The sequence below is a fragment of the Streptomyces sp. NPDC002133 genome (assembly GCF_040296405.1).
Taxonomy (GTDB): domain Bacteria; phylum Actinomycetota; class Actinomycetes; order Streptomycetales; family Streptomycetaceae; genus Streptomyces.
Genome location: NZ_JBEOXF010000007.1, coordinates 201,537 through 224,227, shown reverse-complemented (window position 1 = coordinate 224,227; position 22,691 = coordinate 201,537). Strand labels below are relative to the sequence as shown.

Genomic DNA, 22,691 nt, shown 5'->3' with positions numbered 1-22,691 from the left:
CCGGCAAGGCCGCACTGCTCCCGCTGAACGTGGAGGCGTTCGGCAAGGACCTCGGCGTGACCAAGGACGAGGTGCGGCTGTATCTCGCCCTGCGCGAGGCCGCCCATCAGCGGCTGTTCGCCCACGTGCCGTGGCTGCGCTCGCACTTGTTCGGTGCGGTCGACGGATACGCGCGCGGGATCAAGGTCGACACGACCAAGCTCGAGGACGTCGTCGGCCAGTTCGACCCGACGCACCCGGAGCAGCTGCAGGAAGCGCTTCAGCAGGGCATGTTCCAGCCGGAGGACACCGCGGAGCAGAAGGCGGCACTCGCCAGGCTGGAGACGGCGCTCGCGCTGGTCGAGGGCTGGGTCGACGCCGTTGTCCACGATGCCGCGAAGAACCGGCTGACCTCCGCCGACGCCCTGCGCGAGACGCTGCGCCGACGCCGGGCGTCCGGAGGCCCCGCCGAGCAGACGTTCGCCACGCTGATCGGTCTCGAGCTGCGTCCGCGTCGGCTGCGGGACGCCTCGCGGCTGTGGGCGTCGCTGACGGACGCCCGCGGGCTCGACGGCCGCGACGGCCTCTGGGGGCACCCGGATATGCTGCCGACCGCGTCCGACCTGGACGACCCGGACGGCTTCGTGCACCGCGAGCACCTGGACTTCTCGGAGCTGGACAAGATGCTCGGCGAGGCCGCCAAGGGGCAGGGCACCGAAGGCCGGGGCACCAAGGGTGACGACAAGCCCGGCCGGAGCGACGAGGACGAGACCGACAAGTGAGTCTGTACGACGACGCCGTCCGCGTACTGAAGGAGTACGAGGACCAGGAAGAGCTGCGGCAGACGTATCTGGATCATCTTGCCGCCCATCCCGACGGCATGTGGAAGGCGTGCGAGGCCGGGCATCTGACGGCCAGCGCGCTGGTGATCGATCCGGAGCGCGGCCGGGTACTGCTGACGCTGCACAAGAAGCTGGGCAGGTGGCTGCAGATGGGCGGCCACTGCGAGCCGGGGGACGCGACGCTGACCGCGGCTGCGCTGCGTGAGGCGACGGAGGAGTCCGGGGTGCGCGGCCTGACGCTGCTGACGGGCGGTCCGGTGAGGCTGGACCGGCATGCGATTCCGGCGCCCTGCCACTGGCATCTCGATGTGCAGTACGCCGCGCTGGCGCCGTCGGGCTCCGTGGAGGAGATCAGCGACGAGTCGCTGGACCTCCGCTGGTTCGCCTACGACGACGTGGCGGACGTGGCCGACCAGTCGGTGGTGCGGCTGTTGGAGCGGACGCGCGCGCGGCTGTAGCCGCCGGAGAGTGGGCTGCGAGCCGACGGGTATGGGGTGGTCGCCGATGGCGACCGCCCCATACCCGTATGTGCGGCTAGTTCCAGGCGTTGTTCTGGTTCTGGCCGTGGGAGCCGTGCTGGCCCATGCCGAACTGGGCGCGCGCGCCCTGGCCGATCTGGGCGTTCTGCGGCGGGAGGACCTCGCTGGGCTGGACGAGGGCGAAGCCCTGCCCGAGGAAGCTCAGCTCCCAGCCCTCCCCCGTGTTGCCCCGGCGGCGCCAGACGCCCGTGGAGTGAGTCTGGGACTGCATCTGCACGCGCAGCGAGGACGACCAGGCGACGATCGCGTCGGCGTCCACGTTGACGTACTTGTCCGGGGTGACCTGCATCATCAGCGGCTGGCCCGAGGTCATCAGGGCGACCTTGCCCCGCCCCGAGATGTTGAGCTGGTACTTGCCGGAGCCGGAGATGCCGTACTGGCTGTCCACCGCGATCACCTCGGTGTGCAGTCCGGAGTCGAGTGCCAGCACATACGCGCTGTCGACGGTCATGCCCTCCTGATCGACATCCACCACGTGGATGTACTGCGCGAGGTTGGCCAGGTAGACCGTGCCCTGGCCGGAGCAGCGCATCAGGTCGAGACCCTCGCCGGTGCGCGCGCGGGCGCGCCGCTGGTTGCTCGTCTGGTACTCACCGTCGAAGTCGATCAGTCCCTGGTAGGCGACCATGGCGCCCTTGCGGGCCAGTACGTCGTCGTGCCCGGTGAGCGCGACCCGCAGGAGCTGCGGGTTCTGGACGGCGTACCGCTCCTGGGACTGCTGTTCCGTGTAGCTGAAAAGCGGGCTCTGCATGGTGTGTTCTCGCTCCCCCTCAGCCCCGGATCCGCAGGCGGTCGGTGCTGTCCTCGCTCGGCTGTACGACGACGATGCCCTGGCCGGAGAAGGCCATCTGGTACGCCTCTCCGCTGCCCCGCCCGATGAGGGACGATGCCTTGAAGCTGCGCTTGCCCTTCACCTTCAGGTTCGGCGACCAGGCGACGAGGGCATCCGGGTCGACGTACGTCTCGTCCTCGCCGCGGCCGCAGTCGACGACGATCGGGGTGCCGCGGGAGGTCAGCGCGACCCAGCCGGTGCCCGCGATCTCGACGTTCCACAGACCCTGCCCGGCGAACTTGGCGAGGCCCTTGACGCGCTCGACGCCCCACTGGAGGTGGGCGTCGAAGGCGAGCACGTTGGTGCCGTTGACGGAGATGGAGTCGTTGTTGAGGTTGATGACGACGACGTCCGCGCCGTAGTCGGCGAGGTAGAGCAGTCCGTCGCCGGAGCACTTCATGATGGGGGCCCCCTCGCCGCTCACCCACTGGGAGGCGATCTGCCGGACCGCGGGGGGATTGGGCTCGTACTGGACGAAGCCCTCGTAGGCGACCATCGAGCCGGTGCGTGCGTACAGGTCCTGACCGGTGGCCATGGCGACCTTGAGCATCGTGCGGCCGTGGTTCTCCATGCGGGCCGTGACGGGGGTCGGGGCGTAGCCCGCGAGCTGCTGGTTCATTGTCCGGGCTCCCTCAGACCTCGTACGGCTGGACGACGATGAAGTTGCCGGGAGCGCCCCGGAACTGCAGGTTCACGGTCTCTCCGCTGTGGCCGGGGTAGGCGTTGCGGCGGAGCCGCACCTGGCTGGAGAGGATCACCTGGGACGCGGACGACCAGGCCACGATGGCGTTGGAGTCGGCGAACGTGGTGGGCGTGACGGGGAGCACGACCGGGATGCCGTGCGTCTTCACGACGACCGTTCCGGTGCCCTGGAACTGCATCGTGAACAGGGCTCCGCCGGGGATGCCGTGTCCTTCGATGCGACGGACCTCGTGCTGGAGCGACTCGTCGAACGCGAGGACGTTCTCCGCGGAGACGCAGATTCCGTCGCCCTGGAGCTCGATGGGGTGCAGATGCGCGCCGTCCTCGGCGAGGAAGACCTGGCCGCGGCCCGTACAGCGCATGAGCTGCATCTCCTGGCCCGTGGCGTTGCCGACGACGCGGCCGGCGAAACCGGCGCTCTTGTAGCCGAAGTCGACCTTGCCCTGGTACATGACCATGCTGCCCTGGCGGGCGAGCACGGGCGTGCCGCCCATGGCGAGGTCGACCCGCATGATCTGCTGGTTCTGCGGGGTCCAGCGCTGGCCGGTCGGCTGCTCCTTGTACGGCTGGAGGGCCGCCTGGAGTCCGGCCCCGGTCTGGGGCACTCCCTGCGGGACGCCCTGGGGCACTCCGGGCTGACCGAACGCGGCGGGCTGCTGGCCGTACGGAGCGGGGGCGCCCGGGACCTGCCCGGGGACCTGGCCCGGGACCTGCCCGAACTGCGGCTGCTGCGGGGGCTGTCCGTACGGGGACGGCGGGGCCTGCGGCGGAACCGTGCCGGCGGGCGGGGTCATGGGTGCCGCGATCGTCGGCGCGGCGTGCATCTGCGGGTTCACCGGCGCGGGGGTCGGGGCAGCCGCAGGTGCCGGGACCTGGGCAGCCGGTGCGCCGAACGCCGGGGCGGGCTGCGGGGCTTGAGGAGCCGGGGGCACGGCGGGCGCACCGAACGAGGGAGCCGGGGTCGAAGCCGGCGGGGCGAACCCGGGGGCGGCCTGTTGCGGCTGCTGCGCCGCGGGCTGCTCCTCCGCGACCTCGCCGCCGAAGTTCTTCAGCAGCGCATCGAGACCGCCGTCGAAGCCCTGGCCGACGGCGGCGAACCGCCACACGTCCTTCAGGTAGAAGTCGCCCAGCATCACGGCACGTTCTGTGGAGAACTCCGAGCCCGTGAAGGCGTACCTCACGACCTCCTCACCGCCCGCCACGATCCTGATGTACCCGGGGCCGACCTGGGACATCTGCCCGGCCCCGTCGATCGTCGCCGTGAACGAGAGCTTGTGGATGCTCGCCGGGATGCGGTCCAGCGTGACCCGGAACGACTCGGCGTCACCGGCCTGAGGGCCGAGCAGTTGGATGGACTCCTCGGGCGACTTCGGCTGGTTGAAGAAGATGAAATACCGGTCGTCCGAGAGCTGCTCGTTGGCGTCGAGACCGAAGCAGCTGATGTCGAAGGTCAGTCCGGGCGCGGCGATCTGTACGCCTACGTACAGATCGGTCCCCGGAGTAAGATCACTGATCTTGGCCTTGTGGCCTCGTTGGAATTCCCTGGCCATACGTAACGACCGTCCCCCATCCCGACGAAATACGAACACGTCGCGTCAGGCTAACTGCTGGGAACGACAATGAGCCAAGTCGGGACAGCTTCGATACAGGATCGGTGAAACTCACTCTCCGCGCGCGGCCGGCAGATGCGGGAGACGCTCCGCCGCGACCACACCTTCGAGGTAGCCCCGGGCACGTTCCGTCCGCGGATACGCCTCGAGGAGACGCCAGAAACGTGGCCCGTGACCAGGTACGAGCAGGTGGGCGAGTTCGTGGACGAGCACGTAGTCGACGACGTACTCGGGCATGCCCTGCAACCGGTGCGAGAGGCGGATGCTGCCCTCCGCCGGAGTGCACGACCCCCAGCGGGTGTTCTGGTTGGTCACCCACCGCACCGACGTGGGACGGGCGCGCCCCCCGAAATACTGCTCCGACAACCGTTCGGCGCGCTCGGCGAGTTCGGCGTCCCCCAAGGTCCGCTTGCTCTCCTGGGCGGCGAGCTTGTCGAGCATCACCGACACCCAGCGCTGCTCCTCCGCCTCGGACATCCGGGCCGGGATGAGGACGATGGTCCGGTCGCCCTCCCGGTACGCGGATACCGTTCTCCGGCGCCGGGCGCTTCTGCGGACCTCGACCGCGCTGGTCGCGGAGGAGCGGGGCGGATGTCGGGTCGCGCTGCGCTGCTGGCTTTCGGCGCTGTGCGGTCGGTCGGCGGACACGCCCCGACGTTACCCGCTGCCAGTGCGGTAAGTCCCGCCCCCGGGTCGCTTCACGCTTGATCCACTTGACTCGTGCACCATTTGAACGACTAATACCCCATGCCTGTGGACAACTTTCCGCACCTGCTGCCGGGTCCGTGCATTCTGAGGCCGGAATGATCCGCCCGAAAGACCGACGGGTGGAACGGTGACGGAACAGGGTCCGGAAAGGACCGGTACGGGGGCGGTGCGGATATGCATCCGATGGTCAAGCCGGCGCTTCGGCGTGCCTGGCGGAATCTTCAGTGCGTGCAGTTCGGTGCCACGCCGGCACATGCGGTGGTGGTCGGTCCGGTGGACACGGCCACCGGGAGCCTGCTCTCGCTCTTCGACGGGACGCGCGGGCTGCCGCGGCTGCGCGAGGAGGCCAGGGCGATAGGGCTGCCCGCCGGCCAGGTGGACGCGCTGCTGGGCCGGTTGACGGAGGCGGGTCTGGTCGACGACGCGACGGGCGGCGGACCAGGGGCCGATGCGTTGCGGCGGCGGGCGGGGGCCACGGTCGACCGGCTGAGATCGGACCTCGCCTCGCTCTCCGTCGTCCATCCGGAACCGGGTGGCGGGATGGCCAGATTGGCCGCCCGGGGTGCCATGCGGGTCCAGGTGCGGGGTGCGGGCCGGGTCGGGGCGGCGCTCGCGGCGCTGCTGTCCGCCTCGGGTGTGGGACAGGTCGAGGTTCTGGACGGTGGGCGTGTGCAGCCGTGGGACGTGGCGCCCGGTGTGCTTCCCGCAGAGGCGATCGGCGAGCGCAGGCACGTGGCGGCGGGACAGCTGGTGCGCGGGGCAGCTCCGGTCAAGGCGCCCCGGACGGTGCGGCGTCCGTCCGGTGGTCCGCCGCTCGACGAGCCGCCGCTCTCCCTGGTCGTCGTCGCTCCGCGTGACGGCCTCGCGGCGTACGCACCGGATGCGGCGGCCGCCGAGGAGTGGATCGCGACCGGGACTCCCCATCTGTACGCGGGAGTTGTGGAGGCGACCGGCGTGGTGGGGCCACTCGTCCTGCCGGGCGGCACCGCGTGTGCGGGGTGCATGGAGCTGGCCAGGGCGGAGCGGGATCCGGCGTGGCCGCGCCTGCTGGCGCAGTGGCGCTCGGGCAGCCGCGGCGAGCCGGCAGAGCCCTGCGATCTGGGTCTGGCCACCGCGGTCGCCGGGCTGGCGGCGGCACACGCGACGGCGTTCCTGGACGGCGATCTGCCGGCCAGCACGGGGACGCGGTGGGAGGCGTCACTGCCGCTGCTGGACTGGCAGTCGGAGCAGATCACAGGGCACAGGGACTGTACCTGCGGTGCGGCCGGGCAGACTGAGGGGGAGCGCGCCTCGGGGGTCGGGACACCGCAGGACACAATGGCCGGGTAACCGCCGCACGCGGCACGGCAGTCTGGGTTTTGGAGGGGCGCAATGTCTGATCTTCCCCGGAAAGCGGTCACCCGCACCGCCAAGTTGGCCGCACTGCCCTTGGGTTTCGCCGGCCGGGCCACCTGGGGCCTGGGCAAGCGGATCGGCGGCAAGTCCGCGGAGATCGTCGCCCGCGAGCTGCAGCAGCGCACGGCGGAGCAGCTCTTCAAAGTTCTCGGTGAGCTGAAGGGCGGTGCGATGAAGTTCGGGCAGGCCATGTCCGTCTTCGAGTCGGCGCTGCCCGAGGAGGTCGCCGGGCCCTACCGGGCCGCGCTGACCAAGCTCCAGGACGCCGCTCCCCCGATGCCGACGAGCACGGTCCGCGAGGTGCTGGCGGAGCGCCTGGGCGAGGACTGGCGGGAGCTCTTCCTGGAGTTCGAGGACAAGCCGGCGGCGGCCGCGTCGATCGGCCAGGTGCACCGGGCGGTCTGGCACGACGGGCGCGAGGTCGCGGTGAAGGTGCAGTATCCGGGGGCCGGTGAGGCGCTGCTCTCGGACCTGACCCAGCTGAGCCGGTTCGCGCGCCTGCTGGGCCCGCTGATCCCGGGGATGGACATCAAGCCGCTGATCACGGAGCTCCGGGACCGGGTCTCGGAGGAACTGGACTACGGACTGGAGGCGCAGGCCCAGCGGGAGCACGCGGCGGAGTTCGCGGGCGATCCGGACGTGGTGGTGCCGGATGTGGTCCATCAGGGCGACCAGGTGCTGGTGACCGAGTGGATCGACGGGATACCGCTCGCGGAGGTGATCGGCGACGGAACGCAGGAGCAGCGGGACCGCGCCGGGCAGTTGCTGGCCCGCTTCCTCTTCTCCGGCCCGGCGCGCACGGGGCTGCTGCACGCGGATCCGCACCCAGGGAACTTCCGGCTGCTCCCCGCGGACGACGGCGACGGCGACGCTGAGGTGGACGGGGCCGACGAGCGCGGCGACGGCGGGTGGCGGCTGGGCGTGCTGGACTTCGGAACGGTCGACCGGCTTCCGGGCGGGCTGCCGGCCACGATCGGTGATTCGCTGCGGATGACCCTGGAGGGCGAGGCCGAGGCGGTCTACGGGCTGCTGTGCGAGGAGGGGTTCGTCAAGGAGTCGATCGACCTCGACCCGGACGAAGTGCTCGAGTATCTGCTGCCGATCATCGAGCCGGCCGAGGCGGACACGTTCACCTTCACCCGCAGCTGGATGCGGAACCAGGCGGCGCGGATCGCCGACCCCCGCTCCCCCGCTCACCAGTTGGGCAAGCAGCTCAATCTGCCGCCCGCCTATCTGCTGATCCATCGTGTGACGCTGAGCACCATCGGGGTGCTCTGCCAGCTGAACGCGACGGTGCGCCTCCGCGACGAGTTGGCGGCATGGCTGCCGGGCTTCGTGCCGGAAGCGGAGACGGAAACGAAGATGGCCATGGACCCGGAGGCGGACGACGACGAGGTGCTCGCTCAGGCCTGAGCCACCGATGCCCCGTCACCACGGGTTCGCCACTCGGGCCCGTCACCACCAGGTGGAGTCGAGCCGTCCCTCGATGGCCCTGATGTTGGCGCGGGCGCAGTCGTCGCAGAAGTAGTGGCGCCGGCCGTTCTCCACGGAGCAGATCCAGGTCGGTGGAGTGCCCTCGGCGACCTTGCCGCACCGGGAACACACGGCGTTCTCGGCACCCGGCTGGACAGGGTGATGAGTGTGCTGGTCCACCTCGTGACGATAACCCCGTACGAGGCGGCCGGCGGAAACAACGCACCGCGGGGGCCGGTCCGTTCGGACCGGCCCCCGCGACAGGAGCTGTGCACGGTGTGTGCGGCCGTGCTGTGGCTGTCGGCTACTGCATGACGGCCATGGCCAGCGCACGGCGGGCACGCATCGACACGCGCTCGGCGCGCCGCTGCATCCGACGGGCGGCGACCAGGCGCGCGGCCTGGCGTTCCACGTCGGCTTCCCGCAGGCGCTCGTGCATATGCGCACGAGCCAGGGCTTCTGGGATGAGTTGCATCTCACGGGTCCTGTTCTGACGCGAGGCGTTCGCGCCGATGGTGGTGACAGCTGGGGTGGCGGAGCCGGACGGCTCGCTCGTGGAAGAGGTCATCGGGGCCTGCTTCTGGGGATCGTGCGTGAGGGGACGGTCGATGGTGCCGGCGGCGATCATGCCGCGACCGGGTTCTTGCGCGGGCGGCCACGCGGCCGCTTCCGGGCGACGACGACACCCTGGACGAAGAGCTCTCCGCCCCAGACACCCCACGGCTCACGCCGCTCCTTGGCGCCTGCGAGGCAGGCCTCCATCAGCGGGCAGGTCCGGCAGAGGGACTTGGCGTACTCGACATCCGCCGGCGACTCGGCGAAGAAGACCTCCGGGTCGTAGGAGCGGCAGGGGACGGGTACGCCGAGGTTCTCGATGGCGTCGTCGAGCGCGGTCAGCGCGGTGAGCGGGGTCAAGGTGGAGTCCTCCGTGAGGCCGGGCGGGGGGATCGTTTCGGAAGGCGGTACGGACGGGGCGTGCGCTTCGAGTTGCACGGTGGTGTTTTCCTCGTCTGGTCGGTCCGGTCTGTTGACCGGGCTTCGGCTGGTACCGGGTCTTGCTGGTCCCGAGGCCCCTTCGCTCTGTTTCCTCATCGGGGAAAACAGAAGGGCCGCGGATCCCTGGTGGGGTTCCGCGGCCCTGAAGGCGCCGGCCTGATGGTGGATCAGGCTGGATCACTCCAGGGTTCGAGCCCACGGAAGGCCCACATGGTGTGGTGCTGCGTCGTCTGCTTCTTGGTGCCGGCACTGGCCGCCGCAAAGGCATAGGCCTTCGCCTCTGCCGCTGCTACTCCTGCTTCCAGTGCCTTGGTCGGTCGCTCATTGCGCTCCCGGACGGGCAGACCCGCAGGGACGGAGACCGGAAGGACGGCCGAGAAGCCGGACAGACCGGTGCCAATGAACGCCGAACCGGAGAGACCGAGCGAGCAGGCGGAGACGACCGAGCGATCGGTCATTTTGGCGGTGGTGCGGATGAAGCTGGTGTTGATGCTGATCACTGGAATCGCCTCCTCTCGGCGTCTCTGGGACCGGCCGGGGCCGATCACACGTATTCGGATAAGTACAGCACGAGCGCAGCGCTTCAGAGAAGCCGCTGTTCTCGTGGTTAAGAACCTATGGGGATGACTGGGGCGGGCGCAAACTATTTTTTCGACGAGTTTGCATCAGTCGCTCTCGTCTCCCCTCTCAACCTCCTGGCCTGCACAGATGGCCAGGACGTCGGTCCCGAAGCGCTCCAGCTTCCGCCCGCCGACGCCGGAGATGCCGGCGAGCTCGCCCTCGCTGCCGGGGACGGCCTCCGCGATCGCCATCAGGGTCTTGTCGGTGAAGACGCAGTATGCGGGCTGGCCCAACTCCCTGGCCTGCTCGGAGCGCCACTCGCGGAGCCGCTCGTACAGCGCCTCGTCCATGTCGGACGGGCAGTCCTCGCAGCGCATCAGCTTCATCTCACCGGCGTCGGTGAGCGTCTTGCCGCACACCCGGCACAGAACGGGCCCACGCCGCTTGCGCCGTCCGGCGGAGCCGCCGCCGCGCTCGATGCCACCGTCGCCGCCCGCACGGCCGGCCCCGGGCGCTGCGGAGCCCGGCCGGAGTCCTGCCAGGAAGCGGGTGGGACGGCGGGAGGCCCGGCCGCCCGGCGAGCGGGACAGCGCCCAGGACAGCGACAGATGGAGCCTGGCCCGGGTGACCCCGACGTAGAGCAGCCGGCGCTCCTCCTCCACCTGCTCGTCGGTCTTGGCGTAGGTGATCGGCATCATGCCCTCCGTGAGGCCGACCAGGAACACGGCGTCCCACTCCAGGCCCTTCGCGGAGTGGAGCGAGGCGAGCGTGACGCCCTGAACCGCCGGGGCGTGCTGGGCTGCCGCCCGCTCGTCGAGCTCGGCGACCAGATCGGCCAGCGTCGCCTCCGGCTTCACGCGGGCGAAGTCCTCGGCGAGGCGGACCAGCGCGGCAAGGGACTCCCAGCGGTCCCGGACGGCACCGGAACCGGCCGGGGGCTCGGTCGTCCAGCCCTTGGTCGAGAGCACCGCGCGGACCTGGGACGCCAAGCCCTCCGCGTCGTCCAGCAGCGAGTCGTTCCCCCCGGCCCTGGCGGCGCCGCGCAGGGCGACCCCGGCCTCCCGGACCTCGGCACGCTCGAAGAATCGCTCGGCGCCACGCAGTTGGTACGGCACACCCGCGTCGGCAAGGGCCTGCTCGTAGACCTCCGACTGCGCGTTGACCCGGTACAGCACCGCAATCTCCCCGGCCGGGACTCCGGCGGCGATCAGATCGCGGATGCGGCGGGCGGTGCCCTCCGCCTCGGCAGGCTCGTCCGCGTACTCCGTGTAGGCCGGCTCGGGACCCGGGTCGCGCTGCGAGATCAGCTCGAGCCGGTGCTCGGCTGCGCGTCCGCGGGCCTGGCTCAGCAGACCGTTGGCAAGGTGCACCACCTGCGGGGTGGAGCGGTAGTCGCGGACGAGCTTCACCACCGTGGCATTCGGGTGGCGGGTGCGGAAGTTCAGCAGGTGGTCGGGGGTGGCTCCGGTGAAGGAGTAGATCGTCTGGCTCGCGTCGCCGACGACGCACAGGCTGTCCCGGTCGCCGAGCCACAGATCGAGCAGCCGCTGCTGGAGCGGCGACACGTCCTGGTACTCGTCCACCACGAAGTGCTGGTACTGACGGCGGATCTGGTCGGCGATGTCATGACGGTCCTGGAGGATGCCGACCGTGAGCAGCAGCACGTCCTCGAAGTCGATCACCGAGCGGTCGCGCTTCAGCTGCTCGTACAGCGCATAGATCTGGCCGATCTCCGCCGGGTCGCGCGGAGCGTCCCTGAGTGACTTGGCGACCGCGGCGGGATAGTCGGCGGGCACGGTCTGGGTGACCTTGGCCCACTCGATCTCGCTGGTCACGTCCCTGAGCTCATTACGGTCGAGTCGGATCCGGCAGCGCGCGGCGGCCTCTGCGACCAGCTGGATCTTCCGCTCCAGCAGCCGCGGCAACTCACCGCCTACGGCTTTCGGCCAGAAGTACTGGAGCTGGCGCAGGGCCGCCGAGTGGAACGTGCGGGCCTGCACTCCGCCCGCGCCGAGCTGGCGCAGCCGGCCGCGCATCTCCCCCGCGGCGCGGTTGGTGAACGTGACGGCCAGCACACTCGCGGGCTGGAGTATCCCCGCCCGCACCCCGTACGCGATGCGATGCGTGATTGCGCGCGTCTTGCCCGTACCGGCGCCCGCCAGGACGCACACCGGACCGGTCAGGGCGGTCGCGACCTCGCGCTGCTCGGGGTCGAGCCCGTCGAGCACCGCGTCCGCCGACTCGGGGACCTGAGGGAAGAGTGTGGAGTGCGTTGCTGCTGTCACCCCGCCATGCTGCCAGGTCGGGCGAGATCAACGGGACGGTTGTCCACAGGGGAGCCGCATCGGTCGTACTAATACAGGTTCTCGTGCGGGGCTCATGCACGGCTCGTGCACGCGGCTCGTGTACGGGGCCGCACCCGCGGGGCATCATGTGCGCAGTCCCATGCGGGGCCGGGAATGGTGGCCGGGTCGCGTACGTTCGAGTAACCGGACATCCCACGAGCCAAAGGAGCGGGACGAAGATGCAGGGTTCTCTGACGATGTACAGCACGACCTGGTGCGGCTACTGCCGCCGGCTGAAGAGCCAGCTCGACCGGGAAGGCATCTCGTACGTCGAGGTCAACATCGAGGAGGACCCGCAGTCCGCGGCCTTCGTCGAGAAGGCCAACGGTGGAAACCAGACGGTCCCCACCGTTCTCTTCGCCGACGGTTCGACCCTGACCAACCCTTCGTTGGCTCAGGTCAGGCAGAAGATCGGCGCCTGAGCGCAGCCGGGCGTCAGGCGGCAGCACCCGGCTTCGGCAGGGGCTTGCCGTACCAGAGCTCGATGAGGCGGGCCGCGATCGAGATCCCGTAGGGGGGCAGCACCTCCCCGGACTCGAATGCGGCCCGCAGGTCTTCCCGTGAGAACCAGCGCGCTTCGTGGAGCTCCTCACCGTCGACGTTGATCTCCGACGAGGTGGCGCGGGCCATGAAGCCCAGCATCAGGCTGTACGGGAAGGGCCAGGGCTGGCTGGCTACGTACTCGACGTCTCCGACGGTGACACCGGCCTCCTCGAACACCTCGCGGGCCACCGACTGCTCGATGGACTCACCGGGCTCGACGAAGCCCGCGAGCGTCGAGAAGCGGCCCTCCGGCCAGTGCACCTGCCGGCCGAGCAGCGCGCGGTCCTCCTCGTCCGTGACCAGCATGATGACCGCGGGGTCGGTGCGCGGGTAGTGCTCGGCGCCGCAGGCCGGGCAGCGGCGGATGTGTCCGGCGGCGGCGATGACCGTGCGCTCGCCGCAGCGGGAACAGAAGCGGTGCATCCGCTGCCAGTTCTCCAGGGCGACCGCGTGCACCATCAGCCCGGCGTCGCGCGGGGACAGCAGGAGTCCGGCCTCGCGCAGCCCGGCGGGGCGCGCGGACTGGTCGATGCGCCCGGGCAGGGTGTCCTTCTGCAGCGCGAAGTAGCTGACGCCGTCCTGGTCCGTGCCCAGGAAGTAGCGGTGGGTCTCGGTGACGGGGGCCTCGAAGGCCGGGGTCATGACGAGTTCGGTGCCGCCGTCGGGGGTGTCATCGATGAGCACCTGCCCGCCGGAGACCACGAACACCCGGGTCGTCGGGTGGCTCCAAGCCGCGGCCAGCCATGCCTCGTCGAGTCGGTGATGCGCCGCGCGGTCGATGCCGCTCGGCGCGGTGAGGCCGATCGGACGACCGTCGGCGACGTGATCGAAGGTGCTCACAGGTACTTCCCACTCCCCCTGGCGATTCGGTGGTTTGTCAGCGGAGGGCGCCGGCCATGTCGCCCCAGAGATGGGCGGTGGCCTCGACGCCCTTGAGCAGCAGGTGCAGTTCGACTTTCTCGTTGGGCGCGTGCCATCCGTCGGACGGGACGGAGATCCCCAGGAACAGCACGGGTGCACCGAGCACGTCCTGCAGATCGGCTGCCGGCCCCGAGCCGCCCTCGCGGGTGAAGCGCACTTTCCGGCCGTCGAAGGCGCGGCTCATGGACCGGGCGACGGCCTGCAGGGCTGGGTGGTCCAACGGCGTCAGACAGGGGCGGGTCGCGGCACCGAAGGTGATCTTGTGCCGGACCCCCGCGGGGATCCGGGACGCGACCCAGGCGCGGATCGCCTCCTCGATCCGGTCCGGGTCCTGCCCCGCGACCAGGCGGAAGGAGAGCTTCAGCTGCGCGGAGGACGGAATGATCGTCTTTCCGCCGGGTCCCTGGTAGCCGCCGCCGATGCCGTTGACCTCGGCGGTCGGCCGGGCCCAGACGCGCTCCAGAGTGGTGTGGCCGGCCTCGCCGAGGGTCGCGTACGACGTGGCCGTACGCAGCCACTCGGCCTCGTCGAAGGGCAGCTCGGCGATGAGCTCGCGCTCGGCGTCGGTCAGCTCGGCGACGCCGTCGTAGAAGCCGGGGATCGCGACGTGCTCGTTCTCGTCGTGGAGCGAGGCGACCAGGCGGGCGGCGATCGTGGCGGGGTTGGGCACCGCCCCGCCGAAGGAGCCGGAGTGGATGTCCTGGTCGGGCCCGTACAGCTCGATCTCGCAGTCGGCAACGCCGCGCATGCCGGTGCAGACGGTGGGAGTGGTCTCGGACCACATGCCGGTGTCGGAGACGATGACGGCGTCGGTGGCGAGACGGTCTCTGTGCCGCTCCACGAGGTCGCGGAAGTGGGGCGAGCCGGACTCCTCCTCGCCCTCGACGAGGAGCTTGAGATGGACGGCGGGGGCGGTGCGACCGGTGGCGGCGAGGTGGGCGCGCACGCCCAGGGTGTGGAAGAAGACCTGGCCCTTGTCGTCGGCCGCGCCCCGCGCGTACATCCGGCCGTCCTTGACGACCGGCACGAACGGGTCGGTGTGCCAGCCGTCCTCGCGGGCGGCGGGCTGCACGTCGTGGTGGCCGTAGACCAGGACGGTCGGGGCATCCGGATCGTCGGAGGGCCACTCGGCGAAGACGGCCGGGGCGCCGTCCGTCTCCCAGATCTCGGCGACCGGGAAGCCGGTCTCCTTGAGCTTCACCGCGAGCCAGTCGGCGCTGCGCCGCACGTCCGCGTCGTGCTCCGGCTGGGCGGAGACGGACGGGATGCTCAGCCACTCGGCGAGGTCGTCGAGGAAGGCGGCGCGGTGCTGATCTATGTACGCGCGGACGGCGCCGTCCGGGGTGTCGCTCATGGTGTTGAGCCTAACCGGCGCTCGGAGTGGACTCGTCGGCCCGGTCGTGCGCGGGGGGCTCCAGACGCCGGTCCTCGAGCGCCGGGTGCCCGCCGGCAGGCCCGTCCGCGGGCAGGTCCTCGCCGGCCGGGTCCTGGAGGAGGATGCGTTCGAGTCCGGTCCGGTCCGGGAGGGCGCCGGGGCGGACGACCTCCCCGGTACGTACGTACACGAAGGCCGCGTCGACGGCTTCCGGCGGGATGCCGTGCTGCTCGGCCCAGGCGAGACGGTAGACCGCGAGCTGGAGCGGGTCGGCGTCGCGGGCCCGGCCGGTCTTCCAGTCGACGATCTCGAACATGCCGGTTGCCGCGTCGCGGTAGACCGCGTCGATACGGCCCCTGACGACGCGGCCCGCGAGCGTGACCTGGATCGGCACCTCCACGCGGTAGGGCGTGCGGCGCGCGTACGGAGTGCGCTCGAACGCCTCCTTGAGCGCGGCGAGATCCCGCTCGTCGGCGATCTCCGCCTCGTCCGGGTCGTCCGGGTCGCGGCCCGGCAGCTCGTCGGGCCCGAGCATGGGCAGCGGCAGCTCCTCGAACCGCGACTCCACCCAGGCGTGGAACCGCGTGCCCCGGCGGGCACCGCGCTGCGGCGGACGCGGCATGGGACGGGCCAGTTCCTGGGCGAACCCGTCGGGGTCGGCGGCGAGCCGCAGCAGCTGCGAGGCCGAGAGGGACGGCGGTACGGGTACGTCGCGCACCGCGGCGCGGGCACGGCGGAGCTCGCCGGTGAGGGTTTCGAGATCACGGTCCCAGGACGCGATCGTGCGGGCGTCCTCGGGGGTGAGCCGTTCGGCGCGACGCTGGGCGGGGAGCCGGGGGGCGAGGTCCTGCCCCGGGGCAGCGGCCGGTCGACGCAGGTCCGGGTTGCCCGGGTGGCCCGGGTGGCCCGGAAGGCGGCGCTCCGGCACGGGGGCCCCGGAACCCGCCTCGTCGCCAGGGGCAGGGACATCAGAGGCAGCAGAGGCATCGAGGGCGTCGGGCGCATCCGGGTCTTCGGACCACGGCTCGTCCGCCCACGGTTCCTCGGGCCACGGCTCGTCGGCCCGAGGCTCCTCACGCCGCGGAACGTCGGCCTCGCCGAGCTCGGCGTCCCAGGCGTCCTCCTCGAGAGGGGCGAGCTCGGCCGGCCAGGGGTCGTCCTCAGGCAACTCCCGCCCGTCCGGCGCATGCCCCGAGAGAGCGTCCAGATGCGTGAGCACCAGGTCCGCGGCCGCGCGTCGCCGCGCTGCAGCCGTAGGGTCCAGTGGCAGGGGCCAGACGTACTCCTGTGCATGCTCATGGAGCGCCGGGTTCTCCGCGTCCTCGTCCGGCTCGTCGGCCCATGCCTCGATCTCGCCGAATCCCGCCGCGCAGTGCTTGTGAAGGGCCTGCAGGAACGCGGACGGGCCGCGGCGACGCTTCTGGGTGGGGCCCCACCAGTGGGCCGAGCCGAGGAGCAGCGAGCGCGGGCGGGTGAAGGTCACATAGCCCAGGCGTAGCTCCTCGATGTGCTGATGGTCCTTCATCTCCTCCTTGAAGGCCTTGAGCCCCTTCGCGTCCCAGGACGCGACGTCCGGGAGCGTTCCGGCGTCGCCGCGCAGCGCGTGCGGCAGGACCTTCGCCCGGGCGGTCCAGGACTCACGGGAGCGGGTGCTCGGGAACTGGTCCACGACGAGCCCGGGCACGGCGACGACGTCCCACTCCAGTCCCTTGGACTTGTGGGCGGTGAGGACCTTCACCGTGTTCTCGCCGCCGGGCAGCGCGTTGTCGAGGCCCTTCTCGTACTGCTCGGCGGTGCGCAGGAAGCCCAGGAAGGCGAGCAGAGTCGCCTCGCCGTCCAGGGAGGCGAAGGACGCCGCCGTGTCGAGGAAGTTGGCGAGGGTCTCGCGGCGGCGGGCCGCCAGGGCGTGCGGGGAGGCCGACAGCTCGACCTCGAGTCCGGTGGTGGCGAGGACCCGGTGCAGGACGTCCATGAGCGGGTCGGCGAGCGAGCGGCGCAGGTCGCGCAGCTCCTTTGCGAGGTGGGCGAAGCGGACGCGGGCATCGGCGGAGAACGGCAGGCCGTCGTCCGGTTCGTTCGCCTCCAGGAACGTGTCGAGCGCGTCGGCGAGCGAGATCACCTCGGACGGATCGGTGCCCTCCACGGCTGCCGCCAGACGCTCGTCGGGGTCGGTGCCGTCGTCCTCCCGGGCGCGGTGGACGAGGAGACGAGCCCTGCGGCCCAGGAGGGCGAGGTCGCGGGGGCCGATGCGCCAGCGCGGCCCGGTGAGGATCCGTACGAGCGAGGCGTTGGCTCCCGGGTCCTGCAGGACGTCGCAGACGGCGACCAGGTCGGCGACCTCGGGCAGTTGCAGGAGTCCGGAGAGGCCGACGACCTCGACGGGGACGTCGCGGGCGACGAGCGCGCCCTGGACCTCGGCGAAGTCCCCTGCCGTGCGGCAAAGGACCGCGATCTCACCCGGCTCCTTGCCCGTGCGCACGAGGTGGGCGATCGAGTCGGCGAGCCACTCGATCTCCTCCGCATGGGTGGGCAGCAGCGCGATCCGTGCGGAACCGTCACGCTCGGCACCGGGCGCGGGCCGCAGCGCCTCGACGCCTTCGTGCATCGCGCGCAGGGGCTCGGCGAGACCGTTGGCGAGGTCCAGGAGGCGGCCGCCGCTGCGGCGGTTCTCGCTCAGCGAGAAGCGGGTGGCGGGGCTGCCGTCCGCGTGCGGGAAGTGCTCCGGGAAGTCGTCCAGGTTGGCGACGGACGCGCCGCGCCATCCGTAGATCGCCTGGCAGGGGTCGCCGACCGCGGTCACGGCATGCCCCGTGCCCTCCTCCGCATCCCCGACCCCGCCCTCCGGGACTCCGTCCTGGGGAGACCTCTTGCCGAACAGTCCCGAGAGCAGCAGCCGCTGGGCCACGGAGGTGTCCTGGTACTCGTCGAGCAGGACCACCCTGAATTCGTCCCGCAGGACGCGGCCCACCTCGGGGCGGGTGAGAGCGAGCTCGGCGGAGAGGGCGATCTGGTCACCGAAGTCGAGCAGATCGCGGGCGCTCTTCGCCGCGCGGTAGCGGACGACGAGGTCGAGCAACTCTGCGCGGGCGGCGGCCGCCTCGGGGACCTTGCGCAGGTCGGCGTTGGTGAGCCTGGCGGACTCCAGGGTGTGCAGGAGCCCGGAGTCGTACGCGAGCAGGTCCTCGGGGCGTACGAGATGCTCGGCCAGCTCCGCGTCGAGCGCGAGCAGATCGCTGACCAGGGCGGGAAAGGACTTGGTCAGCGCGGGATACGGGCCCGGGGCCTCGCGCAGCACGCGTGCGGCGAGCTGGAACCGGGTGGCGTCGGCGAGCAGTCGCGACGTCGGCTCCAGGCCGATACGGAGGCCGTGGTCGCTCAGGAGCTGCCCGGCGAAGGCGTGGTACGTGGAGATACGGGGCTCGCCCGGGGGGTTGTCCGGGTCGATCACGTCCGGGTCCGTGACTCCTGCCCGTACCAGCGCGGTGCGGACGCGCTCGGCGAGCTCGCCGGCCGCCTTGTTGGTGAACGTCAGGCCGAGGACCTGCTCGGGGGCCACCTGCCCCGTGCCCACGAGCCACACCACGCGCGCGGCCATCACCGTCGTCTTCCCCGAACCGGCTCCGGCCACGACGACCTGCGGGGCGGGCGGTGCCGTGATGCAGGCCGTCTGCTCCGGGGTGAACGGGATGCCGAGGAGCTCCTTGAGCTGATCGGGGTCGGTGATGCGTGCGGACACCTCAGAGAGGCTAACGGGGGCCACTGACAGCGCTGCCCCGCCGGTCTCACTCCACGACGTGACGCCCCTCGGGCTGCGCGCTGCACGACGCGCGGAAGGCGCACTGACCGCAGTGCGTGCCCGTGGTGGGGGTGAAGCGTTCGTCGAGGACGCGGCCCGCGGCCGTGGCGAGGAGATCGCCGACCCATTCGCCGGTGAGCGCCTCCTGGGACTGGATCTTCGGCAGGGAGTCGCCGCCCTCCTTCTTGGAGGCGGGCTGACGCAGTTGTACGAGTTCGGCGCCACCGGGCTCGGGGCGGCGGCCGTCGAACACGTCGTCGACGGCGCCTTCGCGGACGGCGAGCTGGTAGACGGCGAGCTGGGCGTGGTGGGCGACCTCGTCCCTGGTGGGTGCCTGCTTGCCGGTCTTGAAGTCGACGACGTACGCACGTCCCTGCGCGTCCTGCTCGACGCGGTCCATGGAGCCGCGGATCCGTACTTCGTACGCCCCCGCCGCGAGGGTGACGTCGAAGTCGTGCTCGGTGGCGGCGGGTGCGCGACCGCCACGGTCCATGACGTGCCAGCGCAGGAAGCGTTCGAGGGCGGTGCGCGCGTGCTCCTTCTCCTGCTGGGACTTCCAGGGGGCGTCGAAGGCGAGCGCGTCCCACACGGAGTCGAGGCGCTCCATGAGGACGGCGAGATCGGCGGGGGTACGGCCGGAGGCCACCTCGTCGGCGAGTACGTGGACGACGTTGCCGAAGCCCTGGGCGGCGGTGGCGGGGGCGTCCGCCTTGACCTCGCGGCCCAGGAACCACTGCAGCGCACAGGTGCTGGTGAGCTTCTCGAGCGAGCTCGGGGAGAGTGCCACGGGCTGGTCGCGGTCGCGGAGGGGCACGCTGCTGTGGGTCGGCTCGTTCAGTCCCCACCAGCGGTACGGGTGCGCGGCGGGGACGAGCGGCTGGTCCTCGTCGTCGGTGAGCGCGGCAAGGCGGGCGAGGCGGCGGGCGGCGGCTTCACGCAGCTCTTCGGAGGCTTCCGGATCGACGGTGGTGGCGCGCAGCTCGGCGACGAGCGGGGCGACGGCGAGGGGCCGGCGCGGTCGGCCGGTGACGTCCCGTGGCTGGGCGCCGAGTTCGGTGAGGAAGCGGGAGGGCTGGTCGCCGTCGTCGGCCGGTGCCTTGACCGCGGTGACGACGAGGCGGTCGCGGGCGCGCGTGGCGGCGACGTAGAAGAGGCGGCGCTCCTCGGCGAGGAGGGCGCCGGGGGTGAGGGGCTCGGCGAGGCCGTCGCGGCCGATGCGGTCCGCTTCGAGCAGGGAGCCACGGCGGCGGAGGTCGGGCCAGAGACCTTCCTGCACCCCGGCGACGACGACGAGGCCCCATTCGAGGCCCTTGGAGCGGTGGGCCGTCATGAGGCGTACGGCTGCGGGGCGGGCGGCCCGCCGGGTGAGGGTGTCGGCGGCGATGTCCTGCGCCTCCAGCTCCTCCAGGAAGTTGAGGACGCCGCGGCCGCCGGTGCGTTCCTCGGCGCGCGCGGCGGTCTCGAAGAGGGCGCAGACGGCGTCGAGGTCGCGGTCGGCGTTGCGGCCGGCGGCGCCGCCGCGGAGGGAGGCGCGCTGGAGGCGGTGCGGCCAGGAGGTGCCGTTCCAGAGTTCCCAGAGGGCCTCCTCTGCGGTGCCGCCGCCGTCGAGGAGCTCGCGCGCCTTACGCAGGAGCGCGCCGAGCCGCTGCGCGCCCCGGGCGTACGCGGGGTCGTGGGCGGTGAGTCGCTCGGGCTCGGCGAGAGCGCGGGCGATGAGCGTGTCCGAGGGCGCAGGGAACTTGTTGCCGGCGGCGCGCTCCTCGTCGCGGAGGGCGCGGCCGAGGCGGCGGAGGTCGGCGGTGTCCATGCCACCGAGCGAGGAGGTGAGGAGGGTGAGGGCGGTTTCCGGATCGAGGAGGGTGAGGGCGGTTTCCGGATCGAGGGGGGTGAGGGCGGGGACGGGGTGCCCGGGCGCTGCGTCGGGGTCGTCCGTTCGCCCCTCACCCGGAACAGCGTGGGCCGGAACAGCGTCGGCGGGGACGGACGGGGTGGCCGGGGGCGTCGCCGCGGTGCGGAGGGCGGTGAGGAGGGGGGTGACGGCGGGTTCGTGGCGGAGGGGAAGATCGTTGCCGTCCGTTTCCACGGGCACGCCGGCGGCGGTGAGGGCGCGGCGGACCGCGGGCAGGCTGCGGTCGCCGGCGCGGACGAGGACGGCCATGTCGTTCCAGGGGACGCCGTCCTCGAGGTGGGCGCGGCGGAGGACGTCCGCGATGTTGTCCAGCTCGGTGGACGCCGTCGGGTACGTGCAGACCTCGACCCGGCCGCCCGCACGGGCCGCCGTCAGTTCGCGGTGGGCGCGGACCTTCTCCGAGGGCAGCCGCGTCAGTGGCATGCGCTGCGTGAGCAGGCGCGTCGCGGCCAGGAGCGCCGCCCCCGAGCGGCGGGATGCGGTGAGAACGGCGACCGGCGCCGGACGGCCGTCCCTGCGCGGGAACGTCTCCGGGAAGTCGAGGATCCCGTTCACGTCCGCCCCGCGGAAGGCGTAGATCGACTGGTCCGGGTCGCCGAACGCGACCAGGGTCCGCCCGCCGCCGGCGAGCGCGTGCAGCAGCCGCACCTGCGCGGGATCGGTGTCCTGGTACTCGTCCACGAAGACGGCGTCGTACGCGGGCAGGGGGACGTCCCCGGCCAGCAGCACGGCGCGGTGGACCAGCTCCGCGTAGTCCAGCACGCCCTGCATGTCGAGGACGTCCAGGTACTCGGCGAGGAACGCGGCCGCCGCTCCCCAGTCGGGCCGCCCGGCACGCCGCGCGAAGGCCGCGAGCGCGTCCGGGCCGAGGCCCAGCTCACGGCTCCGGGCGAGTACGGCCCGTACCTCGTCGGCGAAGCCCCGCGTGGTGAGGCAGGCCCGGAGCTCGGCGGGCCAGCGCGCCCCGCCGCGCCCCTCGCGTTCCAGGTCCAGGTGTCCGGCCAGCAGGTCGCGTACCGCCACGTCCTGCTCGGGACCCGACAGCAGCCGCAGCGGTTCCGCGAACAGGTCCGCGTCCTGGTGGGCGCGGACCAGCGCGTAGCAGTACGAGTGGAAGGTGGTCGCCTGCGGCGCCCGCGCGCCTCCCAGCCGCAGCGCCATCCGGTCGCGCAGTTCGACCGCCGCCTTGCGGCTGAAGGTGAGGACCAGCAGCCGCTCAGGATCCGCTCCCCGCGCGATCCGCGCCGCCACCGCCTCGACCAGCGTCGTCGTCTTCCCCGTCCCCGGCCCCGCAAGCACGAGCAGCGGTCCCCGTTCATGGTCAACCACCGCGCGCTGGGAGGCGTCCAGGAGAGGGGGATCCACCGGGCCCGGCGGGGTACGCACCAGCCGGTACGCACCCGGGGTCCTGCCTCGACCCCCTTGCGGGCGTGGGGGGGTCCCCTGCCGTACCCGACGGTGCGGTGTACGCCCGTTGGAGGGGGAGGAACTCACGTGGATCGCCGGTCCTGGTGGGTGTGCTGGTGGTGAGGGGTCAGGGGCCGGTGCGCAAGCGCGGGCCGCGTGGGTACGAAGGTGCCGAAGACGGTTCCGACGACGCTACGCCAGGTCGCGCCCGGGTCGCAGGGAGTCCGGTCCGGACCTTGTCGGGTACTCCGTACGTGTCTCGGAGGACTCATCGCACCGCCGAATGGCGGAAGCTGTCAGGTGTGAGCTTCTGTGTCCGTCGCGTCCGCGTCCGTCGCGTCCGCGACGCCGTCCCAGCGCGCCCGCCGTATGTCGAGGCGGGGCACATGGCCCTCCGTGCTGCGCGAGGCCTCCCTCAGCGGGGTGCCCTCGGCACGGTAGTGCTCCAGAGCGCTCAGCTCGTGGACGGGCAGGAGCACCCCGTCCGCGCGCACCACGCGCCACCAGGGCACCGCTCCGCCGTACAGCGCCATGACACGGCCGACCTGGCGTGGCCCGCCCTCGCCGAGCCACTCGGCGACATCGCCGTACGTCATGACCCGGCCCGGCGGGATACGGTCGGCGACGTCGAGCACCCGCTCCGCGTATTCCGGCAGTTCCGGCACCTCATCGCTCATCCGGCCCATCCTGCACCATGGCACCGACAGCGGGCCTGCACCCTGATGCCCCCCTCTGTCGGTGCGGCATGCCACCATCAT

19 protein-coding genes are annotated in these 22,691 nt (G+C 71.7%); 5 read left to right on the top strand and 14 right to left on the bottom strand.

Going from position 1 to position 22,691, the window contains the following annotated elements; all coding sequences use genetic code 11:
* Together ABT078_RS11660 and ABT078_RS11655 are read left to right on the top strand one after the other, a co-directional pair.
* A partial coding sequence (locus ABT078_RS11660; RefSeq protein WP_351226405.1) for a zinc-dependent metalloprotease occupies positions 1–761 on the top strand: 761 nt, incomplete at its 5' end.
* The gene (locus ABT078_RS11655; protein WP_351226403.1) at positions 758–1,279 is read left to right on the top strand and encodes an NUDIX hydrolase; all 522 of its coding nucleotides are present in this window, start codon (positions 758–760) and stop codon (positions 1,277–1,279) included. The genes ABT078_RS11660 and ABT078_RS11655, both read left to right, overlap by 4 nt.
* A gap of 76 nt (positions 1,280–1,355) precedes the next feature.
* On the opposite strand, the gene ABT078_RS11650 is transcribed toward ABT078_RS11655, so the two are convergent.
* The 4 genes from ABT078_RS11650 to ABT078_RS11635 form a co-directional block, all read right to left on the bottom strand.
* Positions 1,356–2,111, bottom strand: coding sequence for an AIM24 family protein (locus tag ABT078_RS11650; RefSeq protein ID WP_351226401.1), 756 nt, complete (start codon positions 2,109–2,111; stop codon positions 1,356–1,358).
* 19 nt (positions 2,112–2,130) lie between these two features.
* Positions 2,131–2,811: an AIM24 family protein gene (locus tag ABT078_RS11645; RefSeq protein ID WP_351226399.1), complete on the bottom strand. Its 681-nt coding sequence runs from the start codon at positions 2,809–2,811 to the stop codon at positions 2,131–2,133.
* Positions 2,812–2,824: 13 nt separating this feature from the next.
* Positions 2,825–4,444: a TerD family protein gene (locus ABT078_RS11640; protein ID WP_351226397.1), complete on the bottom strand. Its 1,620-nt coding sequence runs from the start codon at positions 4,442–4,444 to the stop codon at positions 2,825–2,827.
* 111 nt (positions 4,445–4,555) lie between these two features.
* Positions 4,556–5,152: a M48 metallopeptidase family protein gene (locus ABT078_RS11635; protein WP_351226395.1), complete on the bottom strand. Its 597-nt coding sequence runs from the start codon at positions 5,150–5,152 to the stop codon at positions 4,556–4,558.
* Between the two features lie 234 nt (positions 5,153–5,386).
* Between ABT078_RS11635 and ABT078_RS11630 the strand changes: the two genes are divergently transcribed.
* Together ABT078_RS11630 and ABT078_RS11625 are read left to right on the top strand one after the other, a co-directional pair.
* Complete coding sequence (locus tag ABT078_RS11630) at positions 5,387–6,541, top strand: ThiF family adenylyltransferase (RefSeq protein ID WP_351226393.1); 1,155 nt, start codon at positions 5,387–5,389, stop codon at positions 6,539–6,541.
* 42 nt (positions 6,542–6,583) lie between these two features.
* Positions 6,584–8,020, top strand: a complete 1,437-nt coding sequence (locus ABT078_RS11625; RefSeq protein ID WP_351226391.1) for an ABC1 kinase family protein — start codon at positions 6,584–6,586, stop codon at positions 8,018–8,020.
* A gap of 42 nt (positions 8,021–8,062) precedes the next feature.
* On the opposite strand, the gene ABT078_RS11620 is transcribed toward ABT078_RS11625, so the two are convergent.
* The 5 genes from ABT078_RS11620 to ABT078_RS11600 all read right to left on the bottom strand — a co-directional run bounded on the left by ABT078_RS11620 (position 8,063) and on the right by ABT078_RS11600 (position 11,922).
* On the bottom strand, positions 8,063–8,260 hold the full coding sequence (locus ABT078_RS11620; protein WP_351226389.1) for a hypothetical protein: 198 nt from the start codon (positions 8,258–8,260) through the stop codon (positions 8,063–8,065).
* Between the two features lie 124 nt (positions 8,261–8,384).
* The gene (locus tag ABT078_RS11615; RefSeq protein ID WP_351226387.1) at positions 8,385–8,708 is read right to left on the bottom strand and encodes a putative WhiB-interacting protein; all 324 of its coding nucleotides are present in this window, start codon (positions 8,706–8,708) and stop codon (positions 8,385–8,387) included.
* The gene (locus ABT078_RS11610) at positions 8,705–9,073 is read right to left on the bottom strand and encodes a WhiB family transcriptional regulator (protein WP_351226385.1); all 369 of its coding nucleotides are present in this window, start codon (positions 9,071–9,073) and stop codon (positions 8,705–8,707) included. The genes ABT078_RS11615 and ABT078_RS11610 overlap by 4 nt, the downstream gene beginning before the upstream one ends.
* 170 nt (positions 9,074–9,243) lie before the next feature.
* Positions 9,244–9,576 (bottom strand): hypothetical protein, encoded by a 333-nt coding sequence (locus ABT078_RS11605; protein WP_351226383.1) that lies wholly within the window; start codon positions 9,574–9,576, stop codon positions 9,244–9,246.
* A 165-nt stretch (positions 9,577–9,741) separates the two neighbouring features.
* The gene (locus ABT078_RS11600; protein WP_351226381.1) at positions 9,742–11,922 is read right to left on the bottom strand and encodes an ATP-dependent DNA helicase UvrD2; all 2,181 of its coding nucleotides are present in this window, start codon (positions 11,920–11,922) and stop codon (positions 9,742–9,744) included.
* A 239-nt stretch (positions 11,923–12,161) separates the two neighbouring features.
* Here ABT078_RS11600 and ABT078_RS11595 point away from each other — a divergent pair, with 239 nt between their 5' ends.
* A complete protein-coding gene (locus ABT078_RS11595; protein WP_351226379.1) occupies positions 12,162–12,404 on the top strand; it encodes a mycoredoxin in 243 nt (80 codons plus the stop codon).
* 13 nt (positions 12,405–12,417) lie between these two features.
* Here the strand turns inward: ABT078_RS11595 and nudC are convergent, their stop codons facing one another.
* From nudC to ABT078_RS11570, 5 genes are all read right to left on the bottom strand, one after another.
* On the bottom strand, positions 12,418–13,365 hold the full coding sequence (gene nudC, locus ABT078_RS11590; protein ID WP_351226377.1) for an NAD(+) diphosphatase: 948 nt from the start codon (positions 13,363–13,365) through the stop codon (positions 12,418–12,420).
* A gap of 37 nt (positions 13,366–13,402) precedes the next feature.
* The gene (locus tag ABT078_RS11585; protein WP_351226375.1) at positions 13,403–14,800 is read right to left on the bottom strand and encodes a dipeptidase; all 1,398 of its coding nucleotides are present in this window, start codon (positions 14,798–14,800) and stop codon (positions 13,403–13,405) included.
* A 10-nt stretch (positions 14,801–14,810) separates the two neighbouring features.
* Positions 14,811–18,557 (bottom strand): UvrD-helicase domain-containing protein, encoded by a 3,747-nt coding sequence (locus ABT078_RS11580; RefSeq protein WP_351226373.1) that lies wholly within the window; start codon positions 18,555–18,557, stop codon positions 14,811–14,813.
* A 46-nt stretch (positions 18,558–18,603) separates the two neighbouring features.
* Positions 18,604–22,020: an ATP-dependent helicase gene (locus ABT078_RS11575; protein ID WP_502981204.1), complete on the bottom strand. Its 3,417-nt coding sequence runs from the start codon at positions 22,018–22,020 to the stop codon at positions 18,604–18,606.
* A 209-nt stretch (positions 22,021–22,229) separates the two neighbouring features.
* The gene (locus ABT078_RS11570; RefSeq protein ID WP_351226369.1) at positions 22,230–22,610 is read right to left on the bottom strand and encodes an MGMT family protein; all 381 of its coding nucleotides are present in this window, start codon (positions 22,608–22,610) and stop codon (positions 22,230–22,232) included.
* Between the last annotated feature and the right edge of the window lie 81 nt (positions 22,611–22,691).

Excerpts from the sequence above, each read along its gene's own strand:
- ABT078_RS11650 (WP_351226401.1), bottom strand. The coding sequence starts at position 2,111 with ATGCAGAGCCCGCTTTTCAGCTACACGGAACAGCAGTCCCAGGAGCGG.
- ABT078_RS11645 (WP_351226399.1), bottom strand. The coding sequence starts at position 2,811 with ATGAACCAGCAGCTCGCGGGCTACGCCCCGACCCCCGTCACGGCCCGC.
- ABT078_RS11640 (WP_351226397.1), bottom strand. The coding sequence starts at position 4,444 with ATGGCCAGGGAATTCCAACGAGGCCACAAGGCCAAGATCAGTGATCTT.
- ABT078_RS11630 (WP_351226393.1), top strand. The coding sequence starts at position 5,387 with ATGCATCCGATGGTCAAGCCGGCGCTTCGGCGTGCCTGGCGGAATCTT.
- ABT078_RS11625 (WP_351226391.1), top strand. The coding sequence starts at position 6,584 with ATGTCTGATCTTCCCCGGAAAGCGGTCACCCGCACCGCCAAGTTGGCC.
- ABT078_RS11615 (WP_351226387.1), bottom strand. The coding sequence starts at position 8,708 with ATGATCGCCGCCGGCACCATCGACCGTCCCCTCACGCACGATCCCCAG.
- ABT078_RS11595 (WP_351226379.1), top strand. The coding sequence starts at position 12,162 with ATGCAGGGTTCTCTGACGATGTACAGCACGACCTGGTGCGGCTACTGC.
- ABT078_RS11585 (WP_351226375.1), bottom strand. The coding sequence starts at position 14,800 with ATGAGCGACACCCCGGACGGCGCCGTCCGCGCGTACATAGATCAGCAC.
- ABT078_RS11570 (WP_351226369.1), bottom strand. The coding sequence starts at position 22,610 with ATGAGCGATGAGGTGCCGGAACTGCCGGAATACGCGGAGCGGGTGCTC.